At 74.7% G+C, this 18,669-nt stretch carries 2 protein-coding genes; both read right to left on the bottom strand.

Annotated features, from left to right (window positions below; translation table 11 throughout):
* The coding region (locus tag IE217_RS34045; protein ID WP_190181830.1) for a type I polyketide synthase at positions 1-1,863 on the bottom strand (1,863 nt) is incomplete at its 3' end.
* A 22-nt stretch (positions 1,864-1,885) separates the two neighbouring features.
* Positions 1,886-18,457 carry a type I polyketide synthase gene (locus IE217_RS34040; RefSeq protein WP_190181829.1) on the bottom strand — a complete coding sequence of 5,524 codons (16,572 nt, stop codon included), beginning with the start codon at positions 18,455-18,457 and terminating at the stop codon, positions 1,886-1,888.
* Between the last annotated feature and the right edge of the window lie 212 nt (positions 18,458-18,669).

The following is an 18,669-nucleotide window of genomic DNA, read 5'->3' as shown; positions in this document are numbered from 1 at the left end:
CAACGACCAGTCCGTGAACGGCTCCAGCGCCGCCGCACACTCACCGATCCGCGCCGCGAAAACCGGTGAAGCATCCAGCAGTCCCGCCGCCATCCCCAGCCACTGCGAACCCTGCCCCGGGAAGACGAACGCCGTCTTCCCACCCACACTCACGCCCTCGACCACACCCGGCGCCATACCACCGGCCGCCACCGCCGCAAGCCCCGCACGCAACTCCTCACGCCCACGACCCACCACCGCAGCCCGATGCTCAAGCCCCGCCCGGCCCACCCCCAGCGAGAACCCCACATCAACCGGCCGCACACCCTCACGCCCGTCCACCCACGCCAGCAACCGCCCGGCCTGCTCCCGCAACCCGGCCGCACTCTTCCCCGACAACGCCCACACGGCACCGCCACCGAACCCGACCACGGGCTCACACTCACCCGAGCCAGAGTCACCCGACGCAGAGTCACCCGACGCCGAAGCCTCCTCCACCACCGGCGCCTGCTCCAGCACCACATGCGCGTTCGTCCCGCTGAAACCGAACGACGAGACGGCGGCGCGGCGGGGTTCTCCGGTTTCCGGCCAGGGAACGGTGTCGGAGAGGAGTGAGACGGCTCCCGCGGACCAGTCGACGTGCGGGGTCGGCTCGTCGATGTGCAGGGTCCTGGGCAGGATGCCGTGCTCCATCGCCAGCACCATCTTCATGACGCCCGCGACACCCGCGGCGGCCTGCGTGTGACCGATGTTGGACTTGATCGAGCCGAGCAGCAGCGGCCGTTCGGCGGGCCGGTCCTGCCCGTAGGCGGCGAGCAGCGCCTGCGCCTCGATGGGGTCGCCGAGGGTCGTACCCGTACCGTGCGCCTCCACCGCGTCGACCTGGTCGGCCGCCAGCCGGGCGTTGGTGAGCGCCTGGTGGATGACGCGCTGCTGCGAAGGCCCGTTGGGAGCCGTCAGGCCGTTGCTCGCACCGTCCTGGTTGATGGCGCTGCCCCGCACCACCGCGAGGACCGGGTGCCCGTTGCGGCGCGCGTCGGCCAGCCGCTCCACCAGCAGCATGCCCACGCCCTCGCCCCAGCCGGTGCCGTCGGCGGCCGCGGCGAACGGCTTGCAGCGGCCGTCCGCGGCCAGTCCGCGCTGCCTGCTGAACTCGGTGAAGGTGGCCGGGGTCGCCATCACGGTGACGCCGCCCGCGAGGGCGAGGGAGCACTCGCCGTTGCGCAGCGCCTGCACGGCCATGTGCAGGGTGACCAGGGAGGAGGAGCACGCGGTGTCCACGGTCACCGCCGGGCCCTCGAGGCCGAAGGTGTAGGCGACGCGGCCGGAAGCGATGCTGCCGGAGCTGCCGGTGCCGAGGAAGCCCTCGACGCCTTCCGGGATGCGGTCGAGCCGTGCCGTGTAGTCGTGATACATGACCCCGGCGAACACGGCCGTACGGCTGCCACGCACCGAGGTGGGGTCGATGCCGGCCCGCTCGAACGCCTCCCAGGAGGTCTCCAGGAGCAGCCGCTGCTGCGGGTCCATCGCCAGCGCCTCGCGCGGGGAGATCCCGAAGACGGCGGGGTCGAAGCGGCCCGCGTCGTAGAGGAAGCCGCCCTCGCTGACGTAGCTGGAGCCCGCCGTGTCGGGGTCGGCGTCGTAGAGCGACTCGACGTCCCAGCCGCGGTCGGTGGGGAACGGGCCGATGGCGTCGGTGCCGTTCACCACCAGGTGCCACAGGTCTTCCGGAGTGCGTACGCCTCCCGGGTAGCGGCAGCTCATCGCCACGATGGCGATCGGTTCCTGGTTCCGCTCCTCGGCCTCGCGCAGCCGCCGGCGGGCCTGGCGCAGGTCGGCGGTGGCCCGCTTGAGGTAGTCGCGGAGCTTGTCCTCGTTCGCCATCGCGTCGGGTCCTTTCTCGGGCTCAGGCCGAGCCGAGCTCGTCGTCGAGCAGGTCGAAGAGCTCGTCGTCTGTGACTGTTTCGAGGTCGTTGTCTTCTTCGGCGGCGTCGGCCGCCGCGCCCTGGGCTTCGTTCCACCTGGTCAGCAGGGCCTGGAGGCGCATGGTGATCCGGGAGCGGGTGACGCTGTCGGCCGCGGCCGGCGCGGCCGACAGGGCGGCTTCGAGGCGGTCGAGGTCGTCGAACATCGACGGCCCGTCGTCCCCCTGCGGGAGCAGCGTGCCGACGTGACCGGCCAGGGCGCCGGGTGTCGGGTAGTCGAAGACCAGGGTGGCGGCCAGCCGCAGTCCGGTCGCCGCGCCGAGGCGGTTGCGCAGTTCCACGGCGGTCAGCGAGTCGAAGCCGAGTTCCTTGAAGGCGGCGTCCGGTCCGATGGCGGCCGCGTCCTGGTGTCCGAGCACCGCGGCCACCTGGGCGCGCACCAGGTCGAGCAGGATGCGTTCCCGCTCGGCGGTGGAGACTCCGGTGAGGCGGTCGGCCAGCGTGCGTGCGTCCGGGCCGCTGCCCGTGCCCGCTGCCGCTCCTGCTGCCGTACGGCGGCGGGGGGCGCGGATCAGGCCGCGCAGCAGGGGCGGTACGGCGGTTGCGCCATCGGCTCCGTCGCCGGCGTGCCGTGCGCGCAGGATGGCGAGGTCCAGGCGGGTGGCCACCAGCAGGCCCTCGTCCAGCGCGCCGGCGGCGTCGAAGAGGGCGAGCCCCTCGTCGGCGGCGAGGGCGGCCATGCCGCCTCCGGCGATCCGCTGCCGGCCGGTCGCGTCGAGGCCGGCCGCCATGCCGCTGTTCACGTCACGGTCCGCGTCGCGCTTCGTGTCACGGTTGGCGTCGCGGTTCGTGTCACGGTTGGCGTCACTGTTCGCGTCGCTGCCCGCGGCCTGGTTCGCGCCGTCGTCGGCCCACAGGCCCCAGGCGAGGGAGACCGCGGGGAGGCCCTGGGCGCGGCGGTGCAGGGCGAGGGCGTCGAGGAAGGTGTTGGCCGCCGCGTAGTTGGCCTGCCCGGGGTTGCCGAAGACACCCGCCGCCGAGGAGAACAGCACGAACGCCGACAGATCCAGGTCCCGGGTCAGTTCGTGCAGGTTCCAGGCGGCGTCCACCTTCGGCCGCATGACCCGCTCGACACGCTCGGGCGTCATCGACTCGAGGATGCCGTCGTCGAGTACGCCCGCGGTGTGCACCACGGCGGTCAGCGGATGCGCGGCCGGCACCGTCTCCAGCACCGCGGCCAGGGCCTCCCGGTCCGCCGTGTCGCAGGCCGCCCAGGTCACCGCCGCGCCCGACCGGGCGAGCTCCGCGGCCAGTTCGGGGGCGCCCGCCGCGGCGGCGCCGCGCCTGCTGACCAGCAGCAGGTTGCGTGCGCCGCGCTCGGTCACCAGGTGCCGGGCCAGCAGCCCGCCGAGCGTTCCGGTGGCGCCGGTGATCAGCACCGTGCCGTCCGGGCCCAGCGCCGCCGGCGGCCGGTCGCCGGCGGTGGCGGACGGGACCCGGGCGAGGCGCGGGGCGTGGAGCGCTCCGGCCCGTACGGCGAGCTGCGTCTCGTCGGTGTCCCCGGCGAGGACGGCGGCCAGTTCGTGCGCCGGGACCTCCTCGCCGTCGAGGTCGAGCAGCAGGAACCGGCCCGGGTGCTCGGCCTGCGCCGACCTCACCAGACCCCACACGGCCGAGTGGACCAGGTCGTCCACGTCCTCGTCCGGGCCCACGGCGACCGCGCCGCGCGTCACCACGGCGAGCCGTGTCGCCGCGAGCGGACCGGAGTCGAGGCGGTCCTCGGCGAGCCACTCGTGGATCAGGCCGAGCACCTGCCCGGTCGCCGCACGGGTCGCGGCGGCGACGTCCTCGGTACGGGCCAGATCGAGGACGCAGGGGACGAACACGACGTCCGGGGCCTGGGAGTCGCCTGCGGCTCCCGTGATCTCCGCCTCGTCAGCGACGAGTTCGTCCAAGCTGCCGTACGCCGTGATCCGCGCGCCGGCTCGGGCGAGCGCGTCGCCCAGCTTGAGATCGTCGCTGCCGAGGACGGCCCAGCGCGGCGGGCTCGCCGCCGTGTTCGCAGTGTGCGCGGAAGCGGGCAGCGCCGCCCAGTCGACCCGGAACAGTGAGTCGTGGTGGCCCGACGCGTTCCGGGCGGCGGCCAGTTGGCCGGCGGCGAGCGGGCGCAGTACGAGGGAGTCCACCGAGGCGACCGGCAGACCGCTCTCGTCGGTCAGGGTCAGCGAGACGGCGTCCGTTCCGGCCGCCGACACCCGCACCCGCACGGTGGCCGCGCCGGCCGCGTGCAGCCGTACGCCCTCCCAGAGGAACGGCAGCCGTGCCGCGCCGTCCGCCGGGAAGTAGCCCCCGAGCCCGATGGCGTGCAACGCCGCGTCGAGGAGGGCGGGATGGAGTCCGTAGGCGTTCGCGTCCGCCCTCTGTTCCTCCGCCAGGGCGACCTCGGCGAACACTTCGTCCCCGGCCCGCCAAGCGGCCCGCAGACCTTGGAACGCCGGGCCGTAGCCGAGCCCGAGGGCGGCGAAGTCGTCGTAGAGCCCGGAGGTTTCGACGGCCTCGGCGCCGGCCGGCGGCCACTCCTCCTGCGACATGGCGGGGTCGGCGGTCCGCGCTCGCTCCGGTGCGCCGCCGGCCAGGAGACCGTCGGCGTGCCGTGTCCAGGGGTCGTCGGCGGGCGCGTCCTGCGGGCGCGAGTACAGCCCGAGGGACCTGCGGCCGGACTCGTCCTCCTCGCCGAGCGTCAAACGCAGTTGCAGCGCGCCCTTCTCGGGCAGTACGAGCGGGGTTTCGAGGACGAGTTGGTCGAGCCGGTCGCATCCCACGTGTTCCCCTGCGTGCAGTGCCAGTTCGACGATCGCGGCGCCCGGCACCAGCACGGTGCCGGACACGGTGTGCTCCGCGAGCCAGGGGTGCGTGGCCAGGGACAGCCGGCCGGTGAACAGGAAGTCGTCGCGGCCGGGCAGTTCGGCCACCGCGCCCAGCAGGGGGTGACCCGCCTCGCCCAGGCCGGCCGAGGCCATGTCGCCCACCCAGCCCGCGGGCGCCTCCAGCCAGTAGCGCCGGTGCTGGAAGGCGTAGGTGGGCAGGTCGACGCGACGGGCGCCGGTGCCCGCGTAGAACGCCTGCCAGTCGACCGCGATCCCACGGGTGTGGGCGTGGGCGAGGGCCGTGGTGAGGGATTCGGGTTCGGGACGGTCCTTGCGGAGCACCGGGACGAACGCTCGGTCTTCGCCGGTGACGGACTCCTGGGCGAGGGCGCAGAGGACGCCGTCCGGGCCCAGTTCCACGTACGTCGTGACGTTCGCCGCTTCCAGCGCCCTCGTGCCGTCGTGGAAGCGGACGGCCTCACGGACGTGACGGACCCAGAAGTCGGGGGTGGTGATCTCGTCGGCGTCCGCGATGGCGCCGGTCAGGTTGGAGACGACGGGGATGCGGGGGGCTTCGTAGGCCAGGCCCTCGGCCACCTCGCGGAAGGCGTCCAGCATGCCGTCCATGTGCGGGGAGTGGAAGGCATGACTGACGGTGAGACGCTTGGTCTTGCGCCCCTGCTCCTCGAACGTCGCGGCGATGTCCAGTACGGCGGTTTCGTCACCGGCGATGACGACGGAGGCCGGCCCGTTGACAGCCGCAATGCTCACGGCGTCCGCATCGGTGAGGTACGGGGTGACCTCCTCCTCGGTGGCCTGGACAGCCACCATCGCGCCGCCTTCGGGCAGTTCCTGCATGAGCCGGCCACGCGCCGCGACCAGCGTGCAGGCGTCCTCCAGCGACAGCACACCCGCACAGTGAGCGGCCGCCACCTCGCCGATCGAGTGCCCGGAGAGGAAGTCCGGCCGCACACCCCACGACTCCAGCAGCCGGAACAACGCCACCTCGATGGCGAAGAGGGCCGGCTGGGTGTAGGCGGTCTGGTCGAGCAGCCCCGAATCATCCCCGAAAAGCGCTTCACGCAGCGGCAGTTCGAACCGCTCGAAGACCTCGTCCAGCGCCCGCGCGAACACCGGATACGCCTCGTACAACTCCCGGCCCATCCCCGGCCGCTGGCTGCCCTGCCCCGTGAACAGGAACGCCAGCTTGCCGCCGCCGGTGGCCGTGCCGCGTACCAGGCCCGTGGCGGTCTCGGCCCCCTCAGTAAGGGAGGTCAGGCCCACGAGTAGGGCGTCCCGGTCGCCCCCGACGACCACCGCGCGGTGCTCGAAGACACCCCGCCCGGTGGCCAGCGAGTAGGCCGCGTCGAGAGGCGTGAGCTCCGGGTCGGCTTCCATACGGTCCCGCAGACGCTCCGCCTGCGCACGCAACGCGTCACCGGTCTTGGCGCTCAGCACCACAGGCACGCACGGCAGGCCGGCGACAGGATCGCCGGCACTCGCCGGCTCCTCCCGCGGGGCCTCTTCGAGGATCGTGTGGGCGTTCGTGCCGCTGAAGCCGAACGACGAGATCGCCGCCCGGCGCGGACGGCCGATGGGCTCCGGCCATTCCCGGGCCTCGGTCAGCAGCTCCACCGCACCCGCGGACCAGTCCACGTGCGGCGAGGGCTCGTCCACGTGCAGGGTGCGCGGCAGCACACCGTGCCGCATCGCCATCACCATCTTGATCACGCCCGCGACACCCGCCGCCGCCTGCGTGTGACCGAGGTTGGACTTGACGGAACCGAGCCACAGCGGGCGGTCCTCGGCGGCCCGGTCCTGCCCGTAGGTGGCCAGCAGCGCCTGGGCCTCGATGGGGTCGCCGAGGGTCGTACCCGTGCCGTGCGCCTCCACCGCGTCCACGTCCGCGGCCCTCAGCCCGGCGGAAGCCAGGGCCTGTCCGATGACCCGCTGCTGCGCGGGGCCGTTCGGAGCGGTCAGCCCGTTGCTCGCGCCGTCCTGGTTGACGGCGCTGCCGCGCACCAGCGCGAGCACCGGATGGCCGTTGCGCCGGGCGTCCGAAAGCCGCTCGACCAGGAGGACGCCCGCGCCCTCCGACCAGCCGGTGCCGTCGGCGTCCGCGGCGAAGGCCTTGCAGCGGCCGTCGGCGGAGAGACCGCGCTGACGGCTGAACTCGACGAACGCCGCCGGGGTCGCCATCACCGTCACCCCGCCCGCGAGCGCCAGGTCGCACTCGCCGTTGCGCAGCGCCTGCACGGCCAGGTGCAGGGCGACCAGCGAGGACGAGCACGCCGTGTCCACCGTCACCGCCGGACCCTCCAGGCCGAAGGTGTAGGCCAGCCGGCCCGAGACGACGCTGCCGGAGTTGCCGGTGCCGAGGAAGCCCTCGACGCCTTCGGGGAGCGCGGCCAGCCGTGAGGCGTAGTCGTGGTACATCACGCCGGCGAACACCCCGGTACGGCTGCCCCGTACCGCCGACGGGTCGATCCCGGCCCGCTCCAGGGCCTCCCACGACGTCTCCAGGAGCAGCCGCTGCTGCGGGTCCATCGCCACGGCCTCGCGCGGGCTGATACCGAAGAACGCCGGGTCGAAGTGCCCCGCGTTCTCGACGAAGCCGCCCTGGAGGGTGTAGCTGGTGCCGGTGCGGTCGGGGTCGGTGTCGTAGAGGGCGTCGAGGTCCCAGCCGCGGTCGTGCGGGAACTCCCCGATGGCGTCGCGGCCGTCCACGACCAGGCGCCACAGGTCTTCGGGGGTGCGCACGCCGCCCGGGTAGCGGCAGGCCAGGCTCACGATGGCGATGGGATCGCCGGCGCCGGCCGTGGCTGTGGCCGTCCCGCCCCCGATCTGGAGCGCCGCCCGCCCGTCCGCACCCGTGCCGGTGCCGCTGCCGTCGTCCAGCAGCGCGCCGCGTAGGAACCCGGCGAGGACGGCGGGCGTCGGGTGGTCGAAGACGAGGGTGGCGGGCAGGCGCAGACCGGTGGCGGTCGTGAGCCGGTTGCGCAGTTCGACCGCGGTCAGCGAGTCGAAGCCCAGCTCCCGGAAGGAACGGTCCGCGTCGATCCGTTGCGAGGGGTCCGAGGGGTCGTAGGCCAGTACGGCGGCGACCTGGTCGCGGACGAGTTCCAGCAGCGCGCCGGCCTGTTCCTCGCGCGGCAGCCCGGTCAGCCGGCGCACGAGGGAGCCTTCGCTCGCCCGTCGCCGGTCCGCGCCGCCGCCGAGGGTGGCGCGGCGGCCGGCGCCGGGCCGGGTGCGGACCAGGCCACGCAGGAGCGGCGGCAGGCCGTCCGTCTCCGCCCGCGCGGCCACCGCCGCGGTGTCCAGCCGGATCGGGACGAGCAGGGGCTCGGCACCCCGCGCGAGCGCGGCGTCGAGGAGGCCGAGTCCTCCCTCGGTCGTCAGGGCGGTGACGCCGCCCCGGCGCATACGGTCCCGGTCGGTCGCCGCCAACTCGCCGGTCATCTCGCCGGGTTCGGCCCACAGGCCCCAGGCCAGGGAGACGGCCGGGAGGCCCTGGGCGCGCCGGTGGTGGGCGAGGGCGTCGAGGAAGGTGTTGGCGGCGGCGTAGTTCGCCTGGCCGGGGTTGCCGAAGACACCCGCCGCCGAGGAGAACAGCACGAACGCCGACAACTCGCGGTCACGGGTGAGGCGGTGCAGATTGAGGGCCGCGTCGGCCTTGGGACGCAGTACGGTCTCGACGCGCTCCGGGGTCAGCGACGCGACCGTGCCGTCGTCGAGGACTCCGGCGGCGTGGACGACCGCGGTGAGCGGGTGCGCGGCCGGGACGGTGTCCAGCAGGGCGGACAGCGCGTCGGCGTCGGCCGCGTCGCAGGCGGCCAGCCGGACCGTCTCGGCCCCCGACTCGCGCAGCCCGGCGAGCAGTTCGGCCGAGCCTTCGGCGTCCGCGCCGCGCCGGCTGGTCAGCAGCAGGTGGCGTACGCCGTGTCCGGCCACCAGGTGCCGGGCGACCTGGCGGCCCAGGGTGCCGGTCGCGCCCGTCACCAGGACGGTGCCGTCCGGGTCGATCGCCGGGACGGCGTCGGCGGCCACCGCTTCGGTCGTCGCGTGGGTGAGCCGGGGTGCCAGCAGCCGGCCCTCGCGGAGGGCGAGTTGGGGTTCGTCCGCGGTGAAGGCGGCGGAGGGCAGCGACGTGAGGACCTCGTCGGAGTCGATCAGTACGAGGCGGCCGGGGTGCTCCGACTGCGCCGACCGCGCCAGGCCCCACACAGCGGCGTGCGCCAGGTCGGTCACGTCCTCGACGGGACCGGCCGCGACCGCGCCCCGGGTGAGGACGACCAGGCGGGATGCGGCGAACCGCTCCTCCGATAGCCAGAATTGCACGGCGGACAGGGCCGACACGACCGCGTCACGCACGGCGCCGGCACCGTCTGTGTCATCTGTGTCGTCGGCGCCCCGGGAAGCCGGGAGGAGCGGCAGGAGTACGGTCCCGGGCACGGGGGCGCCCGATGCCACGGCGGCCGCGAGGGACGGCAGATCGGGGTGGTCGGACGGCTCGTCCCCGAAGGCCTCGCCGACGACCACCCACGGCGGTTCCCCGCTCGCCGCGGACGGCACCGCGGAGGCCCCAGCCGTGACAGGTGTCCACTCCACCCGGAACAGCGACTCGCGCCGCGCGGGCCCGAGCCCCCCGGCGGGAAGCGGACGGAGTACGAGCGAGTCGACGGAGGCGACGGGCCGGCCGGTGTCGTCGGCCACCTGGAGCGCGACGGCGTCGGGGCCGGCCTTGGTCACTCGCACGCGCAGGGCCGGGGCGCCCACCGCGTGCAGCGTCACTCCGCGCCACGAGAAGGGCAGCCGTGCCTGGTCATCGGCGTCGTCGGGGAAGTATCCGCCCAGGCCCACGGCGTGCAGCACCGCGTCCAGCAGGGCCGGGTGGATCCCGTAGGCGCCGGCCGTCTGCCGCTCGTCCTCGGGGAGTTCGACCTCGGCGTAGACCTCGTCGCCCCGCAGCCAGGCGGCCCGCAGGCCCCGGAAGGCGGGGCCGTAGGCGAGGCCGGCCGCGGCCAGTTCCTCATACCGCTCCCCCAGCGCGACCGCGGTCGCCTCCGGCGGGGGCCAGGCCGCCGGATCGGCCGGGACCGGGTGGCCGGCGTCGGCGGACGCGGCCACGACCGTGCCCTCGGCGTGCCGGGTCCACGGCTCCTCGGCGGCCCCGTTCTCGGCGCGCGAGTGCAAGGTGACCGTACGGCGGCCGGAGTCGTCCGGAGCACCCAGTACCAGCTGCACGTGCACGGCTCCGTGCTCCGGCAGGATCAGCGGAGCCCCGAGGGTGAGCTCCTCCAGCCGGTCGCACCCGACCTGGCCGCCCGCGTGGGTGACCAGCTCGACGAACGCCGTACCCGGAAGCAGCACCGAGCCCGACACCACGTGGTCGGCCAGCCACGGGTGGGTCCGCGCGGACAGCCGGCCGGTGAAGACCACGCCGTCGTCGTCCGCCAGTTCCACGGTCGCGCCGAGCAGCGGATGGCCCGCCCCGGCGAGTCCGAGTGCGGCCGGGTCACCGGCCGGGCGTCCACCCGCACGCGGCCAGTACCTGCGGCGCCGGAAGGCGTAGGTGGGCAGTTCCACGCGGCGCGGTCGCGCCGCTGCGAACACCGCGTCCCAGTCGGGCCGTTGGCCCCGCACATGGGCGAGTGCGAGCGCGGCGGTCAGCGTGCCGCTCTCCGGCCGGCCCCCGCGCAGTGCGGGCGCGAAGGCGGTGGTGCCGTCGCCGGTGACGCACTCCTGGCCCATGGCCGACAGCACGCCGTCCGGGCCGAGTTCGAGGAAGGTGGTGACTCCCTCGGCCTCGAGTGTCCGTACGGCGGAACAGAAACGCACCGCCTCGCGGACATGACGGACCCAGTGATCCGGCGTGCGTATCTCGTCGGGGGTGACGAGTGCGCCGGTGAGTGTCGAGACGACCGGGATGCGGGGAGCGGCGTAGGACAGGCCCTCGGCCACCTCGCGGAACGCCTCCAGCATGCCGTCCATGTGCGGCGAGTGGAAAGCGTGACTGACCGTCAGGCGCCGTGTCCTGCGGCCCCGCTCCCCGAAGGCGGCGGCGATCGCCAGTACGGCGTCCTCGTCACCGGAGACGACCACGGAGGTGGGCCCGTTGACGGCGGCGACGCTCACCACGTCGGTGAGGTACGGGGCCACCTCCTCCTCGGAGGCCTGCACGGCCACCATCGCGCCGCCCTCGCCCGGCAGTTCCTGCATGAGCCGGCCACGCGCCGCCACCAGCGTGCACGCGTCCTCCAGGGACAGCACGCCCGCGCAGTGCGCCGCCGACAGCTCGCCGATGGAGTGCCCGGCCAGGAAGTCGGGACGTACGCCCCACGCCTCCAGCTGCCGGAACAGCGCCACCTCGACCGCGAACAGCGCGGCCTGCGCGTAGGCGGTCTGGTCAAGGAGCCCGTGCCGGTCCTTTTCTCCCTGCTGCCGCTCCGTGCCGAACAGCACGTCCTTCAAGGGGAGTTCGAGGTGCTTGTCCAGCTCGGCGCACACCGCGTCGAGGGCTTCGGCGAAGACCGGATGGGAGGCGTGGAGTTGCCGGCCCATTCCGGGGCGCTGGCTGCCCTGGCCGGTGAACAGGAAGGCGGTGCGGGCCGCCGAGCCCACGCGGGCGCGGACGAGACCCGGCGCCGTCCGGTCCTCGGCGAGGGAACCGAGGCCCGCCAGCAGGGTCTCCCGGTCGGCTCCGACGACCGCGGCCCGGTGCGCCAGCGCGGCGCGTGCGGTCGCCAGCGTGTGCCCGACGTCCGCCGGCCGCAGTCCGGGGCGGGCTGCCAGGTGGGCCCGCAGCCGTTCGGCCTGGGCGCGCAGCGCCTCCTCGGTCGCGCCCGACACCGGCCAGAGCACGTCCACGGCGTCGGCCCCGGACTCCTCCACGGCTTCGGTCCTGGGCTCTTCCGCGACGCCGGCCTCGTCGGCGAGTGCCGGGGCCTGCTCGATGATCGTATGGGCGTTCGTGCCGCTGATGCCGAACGACGAGACCGCCGCCCGGCGCGGGCGTCCCGTGTCCGGCCACTCGCGGTTCTCCGTGAGCAGCGACACCGCGCCCGCCGACCAGTCCACGTGCGGGGAGGGTTCGTCGACGTGCAGGGTGCGCGGCAGCACTCCGTGCCGCATCGCCATCACCATCTTGATCACGCCCGCGACGCCCGCGGCGGCCTGCGTGTGGCCGAAGTTGGACTTCACCGAGCCCAGCCACAGCGGCCGCTCCCCCGCACGCTCCTGCCCGTAGGTCGCGAGCAGCGCCTGCGCCTCGATCGGGTCGCCGAGCGTCGTGCCCGTACCGTGGGCCTCCACCGCGTCCACGTCGGCCGCCGTCAGGCGGGCGTTGGCGAGGGCCTGCCGGATCACGCGCTGCTGGGAAGGCCCGTTGGGGGCCGTGAGGCCGTTGCTGGCGCCGTCCTGGTTGACCGCGCTGCCGCGTACGACCGCGAGGACAGGGTGTCCGTTGCGGCGCGCGTCGGACAGCCGTTCCACCAGCAGCAGGCCGACGCCCTCGGACCAGCCCGTGCCGTCAGCGCCCGCCGCGAAGGCGCGGCACCGGCCGTCGGCGGCGAGCCCGCGCTGACGGCTGAAGCCGACGAACGTGCCGGGCGTCGCCATCACCGTCACACCGCCCGCGAGCGCGAGCGAACACTCGCCGGACCGCAGGGCCTGCACCGCCAGGTGCAGCGCGACCAGCGAGGAGGAGCAGGCCGTGTCGATGGTGACGGCCGGGCCCTCCAGGCCGAAGGTGTAGGAGACCCGGCCGGAGGCGATGCTGCCGGTGCTGCCGGAGCCGAGCGAGCCCTCGGCGATGCCCGCTCCGCCGGCCGTACCGGACGCGGCTGCCGTGGACGCGTCCTCCAGTACCGACGCGTAGTCGTGGTACATGACGCCCGCGAACACGCCGGTGCTGCTGCCGCGCAGGGACGCCGGGTCGATTCCGGCGCGTTCGAACGCCTCCCAGGCGGTCTCCAGGAGCAGCCGCTGCTGCGGGTCGGTGGCGAGGGCCTCGCGCGGGCTGATGCCGAAGAGGGAGGGGTCGAAGTCGCCCGCGTCGTGCAGGAATCCGCCCTCGCGGGTGTAACTGGTGCCCGGGTGGTCCGGGTCGGGGTGGTAGAGGGCGTCGACGTCCCAGCCCCGGTCGGCCGGGAAGGGCGTGATGCCGTCGAGTCCGGCGGCGACCGCCTCCCACAGGTCCTCCGGGCCGCGCACCCCGCCCGGGAAGCGGCAGCTCATCGCGACGATGGCGACGGGCTCCTGCTCGGCGGCGGCTGTGGTGGCGACGGCGGCGGTGTTCCCTGCTCCCCGGGTGCCGGCGATCTCGGTGCGCAGGTGCCGGGCGAGGACGGTCGAGGTGGGGTGGTCGAAGACCAGGGTGGCGGGCAGCCGCATGCCGGTGGCGGCGCCGAGCCGGTTGCGCAGTTCGACCGCGGTCAGCGAGTCGAAGCCCAGTTCCTTGAAGGCCACCTCGGGGTCGATCGCGCGGGGGCCGTCGTGGCCGAGGGTGGCCGAGACGTGCGTACGCACCAGGTCGAGCAGGAGGCGCTCCTGCTCGGCCTCGCTCAGCCCGGCCAGGTCGTGCGCGAGATGCGCCGGGGCGGAACCGCCGGCGGCCGCGCCCGGCGTCCCGGCGGTGCGGCGGGACGGCACCCGGACCAGGCCGCGCAGCAGCGGGGGCACCCCGGCGGAGGCCGCGTTGGCGCGCACCGCCGCCAGGTCGAGGCGGGTCGGCACCAGCAGGGGGTCGGTGGACGAGAGCGCCGTGTCGAGGAGCCGCAGCGCCTCGGCCGCCAGAAGTCCGCGCACTCCTCCGCGGTTCATGCGGTCGACGTCCGCCGCGTCCAGGGCGCCCGCCATGCCGCCGTCGGCGTCCCACAGGCCCCAGGCGAGCGACACCGCGGGCAGACCCTGGGCGCGCCGGTGGTGGGCGAGGGCGTCGAGGAAGGTGTTGGCCGCCGCGTAGTTGGCCTGGCCCGGACTGCCGAAGACACCCGCCGCCGAGGAGAACAGCACGAAGGCCGACAGGTCGTGGTCGCGGGTGAGGTGGTGCAGGTTGAGGGCCGCGTCCGCCTTCGGGCGCAGTACGCTCCGCAGCCGTTCGCCGGTCAGCGACTCGACGACCCCGTCGTCCAGCACGCCCGCGGTGTGGACGACGGCGGTCAGCGGGTGCTCCGCCGGTACGCCGTCCAGCACCTCCGCGAGCGCGTCCCGGTCGGCCACGTCACAGGCGGCCCAGGTGACCTCGGCGCCCGACTCCGCCAGCTCGGCGGTGAGTTGGTGGGCGCCCTCGGTGGCGTCACCGCGCCGGCTGACCAACAGCAGGTGCCGTACGCCGTGTTCGGCCACCAGGTGCCGGGCGACCAGACCGCCCAGCGTGCCGGTGGCCCCGGTGACGAGGACCCTGCCGTCCGGGGCGTGGAGAGGGCGCGAAGAGGTGCCGGGGCCGATGTCGGTGCCGGGGTCGATGTCGGCCGCGCGGGCCAGCCGGGGTGCGCGCAGGGTCGCGGCGCGGACCGCGATCTCCGGCTCGCCGCAGGCCAGGGCCGCCGGGAGCGCGGTGACGGGGCCGTCGAGGTCCACGAGGAGGAAGCGGTCGGGGTGTTCGGACTGCGCCGAGCGCACCAGACCGTGCACCGCCGCGTGCGTCAGGTCGCCGACCGCCTCGCCCGCGCCCGCGGCCACCGCGCCGCGGGTGACGAAGACCAGCCGGGCGTCGGCGAGGCGTTCATCGGCGAGCCATGACCGCAGCAGGCCCAGCGCGCGCTCAGTCGCCCCGGCCACCGAGTCCGCCTCCGCCCCGGCTTCCGCCCCGGTCTCCGCATCCGCATCCGCCTCCGCGGGCATGCACGGAACCAGGACCGCGTCCGGCACGGTGGCCGTGTCCGCGTCCAGAGCGGCCCGCAGGCCGTCCAGGTCCGGGTACCGTTCGGCCACCTCAAGACCGGGCAGCGCTCCGTCGTCGCCCAGCACGGCCCACCGGCCGGCGGGAATCACGGCGGGGACCGGGACGGCCGCCCACTCGACGCGGAACAGCGACTCGTGCCGGCCGCCGGCGCGGACGTCCCGCGCCGACACCGCGCGCAGCGTCAACTCCTCGACGTGGGCCACCGCCCGCCCGTTGCCGTCGGCGACCGTCAGCGACACCACGTCCTGCCGCCCGGCGCCGGCCAGCCGCACCCGCGCCGCGGAGGCGCCGGTGGCGTGCAGCGACACGCCGCTCCACGAGAACGGCAGGCGGCCCCGGCCGTCCTCCGTCACCGGACCGCCGAGCCCGAGGACGTGCAGCGCCGAGTCCAGCAAGGCCGGGTGCAGCCCGTAGGAACCGGCCTGCGCCGACTGGTCCTCGCCCAGTTCCACCTCGGCGAAGACCTCCTCGCCGCGCCGCCAGGCGGCCCGTACGCCGCGGAATACGGGGCCGTACGTCAGCCCGGCCGCGGCCAGGTCGTCGTACAGTCCGTCGAGCGGCACCGCGACCGCGCCCTCGGGGGGCCAGACCGTGAGGTCGGCGGCGGCGCCGGTCCCGGCGGCCGAGGTGGTCAGCACGCCCTCCGCGTGCCGCGTCCACTGCGCGTCGGCCGGGGCCTCCTCGGAGCGGGAGTACACCGACAGCGAGCGCCTGCCGGACTCGTCGGGCGCGCCGACCGAGAGCTGGATCTGCACTCCGGCGGCCGTGGACAGCACCAGGGGGGCCTGGAGGGTGAGTTCCTCCAGGTGGTCGCATCCGACCTGGTCTCCGGCGCGGACCGCCAGTTCCACGAAGGCGGTGCCCGGCAGCAGTACCGAGCCCATGACCGCGTGGTCGGCGAGCCACGGGTGGGTGTCGAGCGCGAGCCGCCCGGTGAGGAGGAACCCGTCGGTGTCGGCCAGAGCGACGGCCGCGCCGAGCAACGGGTGACCGGCGGCACCGAGCCCGGCCGAGGTGACGTCCCCGGGCGGACGACCGCCGTCCAGCCAGTAGCGCTCCCGCTGGAACGGGTAGGTCGGCAGGTCGACCCGGCCCGTGCCCGTACCGGCGTACACCTCGCCCCACGCCACCGGTACGCCGCGCACGTGCGCCACGGCCAGCGCGGTGGCCGCGCTGTCGGCCTCCGCCACGCCCCTGCGCAGTACGGGGACGAAGGCGGGCGCGTGCTCATCGTCCGCGCTCAGGCAGTCCTGGGCCATCGCGCAGAGCACGCCGTCCGGGCCGAGTTCGACGTACGTGGTGACGTTGGCCGACTCCAACGCCCGTACCCCGTCGGCGAACCGGACGGCCTCGCGGACGTGCCGTACCCAGAAGTCGGGGGTGGTGATCTCCTCGGCGTCCGCGATGGCGCCGGTGAGGTTGGAGACGACGGGGATGCGGGGGGCTTCGTAGGACAGGCCCTCGGCGACCTCGCGGAAGGCGTCCAGCATGCCGTCCATATGCGGGGAGTGGAATGCGTGACTGACCGTCAGACGCCTGGTTTTCCGGCCCTGTTCCTCAAGGGCGGCGGCTATGTCCAGTACGGCGGTCTCGTCGCCCGCGATGACGACGGAGGCCGGCCCGTTGACCGCGGCGATGCTCACGGCGTCCGTATCCGCGAGGTACGGGGTGACCTCGTCCTCGGCGGCCTGGACGGCCACCATGGCGCCGCCGGCGGGCAGTTCCTGCATCAGCCGACCACGCGCCTCCACGAGCGTGCACGCGTCCTTCAGCGACAGCACACCCGCGCAGTGCGCGGCCGCCAGCTCGCCGATCGAGTGCCCGGACACGAAGTCCGGGCGCACTCCCCACGACTCCAGCAACCGGAACAGCGCCACCTCGACGGCGAACAGCGCGGGCTGCGTGTACTGCGTCTGGTCGAGCAGCCCGGCATCCTCACCACCGCCGAACATCACCTCGCGCAGAGGGAGTCCGAAGCGGGCGAAGATCTCGTCCAGCGCCCGCGCGAACACCGGATGGGTCTCGTACAGCTCCCGGCCCATTCCCAGCCGCTGGCTGCCCTGGCCCGTGAACAGGAACGCCAGCTTTCCGGGCCTGGCGCGGCCGCGGAGCACGCCCGGGCGGTCCTCGCCGGTGGCCAGTGCGTCCAGTCCGGTGAGGAGGGTGCCGAGGTCGTGGCCGACGACGACGGCGCGGTGGTCGAAGGCGGCGCGGCCGGTGGCGAGGGTGCGGCCGACGGCGGTGACCGACGCGCCGGGGTGGGCGGTGAGGTGGGAGCCGAGCCGTTCGGCCTGGGTGCGCAGGGCCTCGGGGGTCCTGGCCGACAGCGGCCACAGGACCGGGACGCCGTTGCGCCCCTCGGGCGATTCCTGGTCGGGCTCCCCTTCCTCTTCGGGGGCCTGCTCGAGGATCGTGTGGGCGTTGGTGCCGCTGATGCCGAAGGAGGAGACGGCGGCCCGGCGCGGGCGGCCGGTCTCGGGCCACTCCCGCGCCTCGGTGAGCAGGGAGACCGCGCCCGCCGACCAGTCGACGTTGCGGGTCGGCACGTCGACGTGGAGGGTTCGGGGCAGGACGCCGTACCGCATCGCCATGACCATCTTGATGATTCCGGCGACGCCGGCGGCGGCCTGGGTGTGGCCGATGTTGGACTTGATGGAGCCCAGCCACAGCGGCCGGTCGTCCTCGCGGCCCTGGCCGTAGGTGGCGAGCAGGGCCTGAGCCTCGATCGGGTCGCCGAGTGTCGTGCCCGTGCCGTGGGCCTCCACGGCGTCGATGTGGGTGGGCGACAGGCGGGCGGTGGCCAGGGCCTGGCGGATGACGCGTTGCTGGGAGGGCCCGTTGGGCGCGGTCAGGCCGCTGCTCGCGCCGTCCTGGTTGACCGCGCTGCCCCGGACGAGGGCGAGCACGCGGTGGCCGTTGCGGCGGGCGTCGGAGAGGCGCTCCAGGAGCAGGACGCCGGCGCCCTCGCCCCAGCCGGTGCCGTCGGCGGCGTCGGCGAAGGACTTGCAGCGGCCGTCGAGTGCGAGCCCGCGCTGGCGGCTGAACTCGGTGAAGGTGCCGGGCGTCGACATGACGGTGACCCCGCCGGCCAGGGCGAGGGTGCACTCGCCGTTGCGCAGCGCCTGGGCGGCCAGGTGGACGGCGACCAGCGAGGAGGAGCAGGCGGTGTCGATGGTGACGGCGGGGCCTTCGAGGCCGAAGGTGTAGGCGACGCGGCCGGAGGCGATGCTGCCGGAGCTGCCGTTGCCGAGGAAGCCCTCGACCTCCTCGGGTACGCTGAACAGGCGGGCGCCGTAGTCGTGGTACATCACGCCGGCGAACACGCCGGTGCGGCTGCCGCGCAGGGACAGCGGGTCGATCCCGGCCCGCTCGAACGCCTCCCAGGAGGTCTCCAGGAGCAACCGCTGCTGCGGGTCCATGGCGAGGGCCTCGCGCGGCGAGATCCCGAAGAACGCCGGGTCGAACTCGGCCGCGTCGTGCAGGAAGCCGCCCTCGGGCACGTACTGCCGGGGCCGGCCGTCGGCGTCCGGCTCGGGGTCGAAGAGGACGTCGGTGTCCCAGCCGCGGTCGGTGGGGTAACCCGACGCGGCGTCGCCGCCGCGGGCGACGAGCGCCCACAGGTCCTCGGGGGTGCGCACGCCGCCGGGGTAGCGGCAGCTCATCGCCACCACGGCGATCGGCTCGGTGTCCCTCTCCTCCACCTCGCGCAGCCGTCGCCGGGCCTCGCGCAGGTCGGTCGTCGCCCGCTTGAGGTAATCGAGGTACTTCTCCTCGTTCACCATTTACGCCGTCCCGTGGTGTCAGTGGTGCCAGTGGTGTCGGTGGGGGAAAGGGGTGCGAGCCGGGCAGCGCCGGTCCGGCGTGCCGGACCCGCGCTCGGCGCCCGGTATCCGGCGGACGAGCCCCGCGGGTCGGTTCCGGCGGACGAGCCCCGCGGGTCGGTCCCGGCGGACCAGCCCCGCGGGTCGGTCCCGGCGGACGAACCCCAAGGGTC

This window comes from Streptomyces naganishii JCM 4654 (genome assembly GCF_014650575.1).
Classification (GTDB): domain Bacteria; phylum Actinomycetota; class Actinomycetes; order Streptomycetales; family Streptomycetaceae; genus Streptomyces; species Streptomyces naganishii.
The sequence above is the reverse complement of the archived record's forward strand: the minus strand, read 5'-3'. Positions and strand labels throughout refer to the sequence as shown.

Coding starts and splice junctions, on each gene's coding strand:
- IE217_RS34040 (WP_190181829.1), bottom strand. CDS start 18,457: ATGGTGAACGAGGAGAAGTACCTCGATTACCTCAAGCGGGCGACGACC.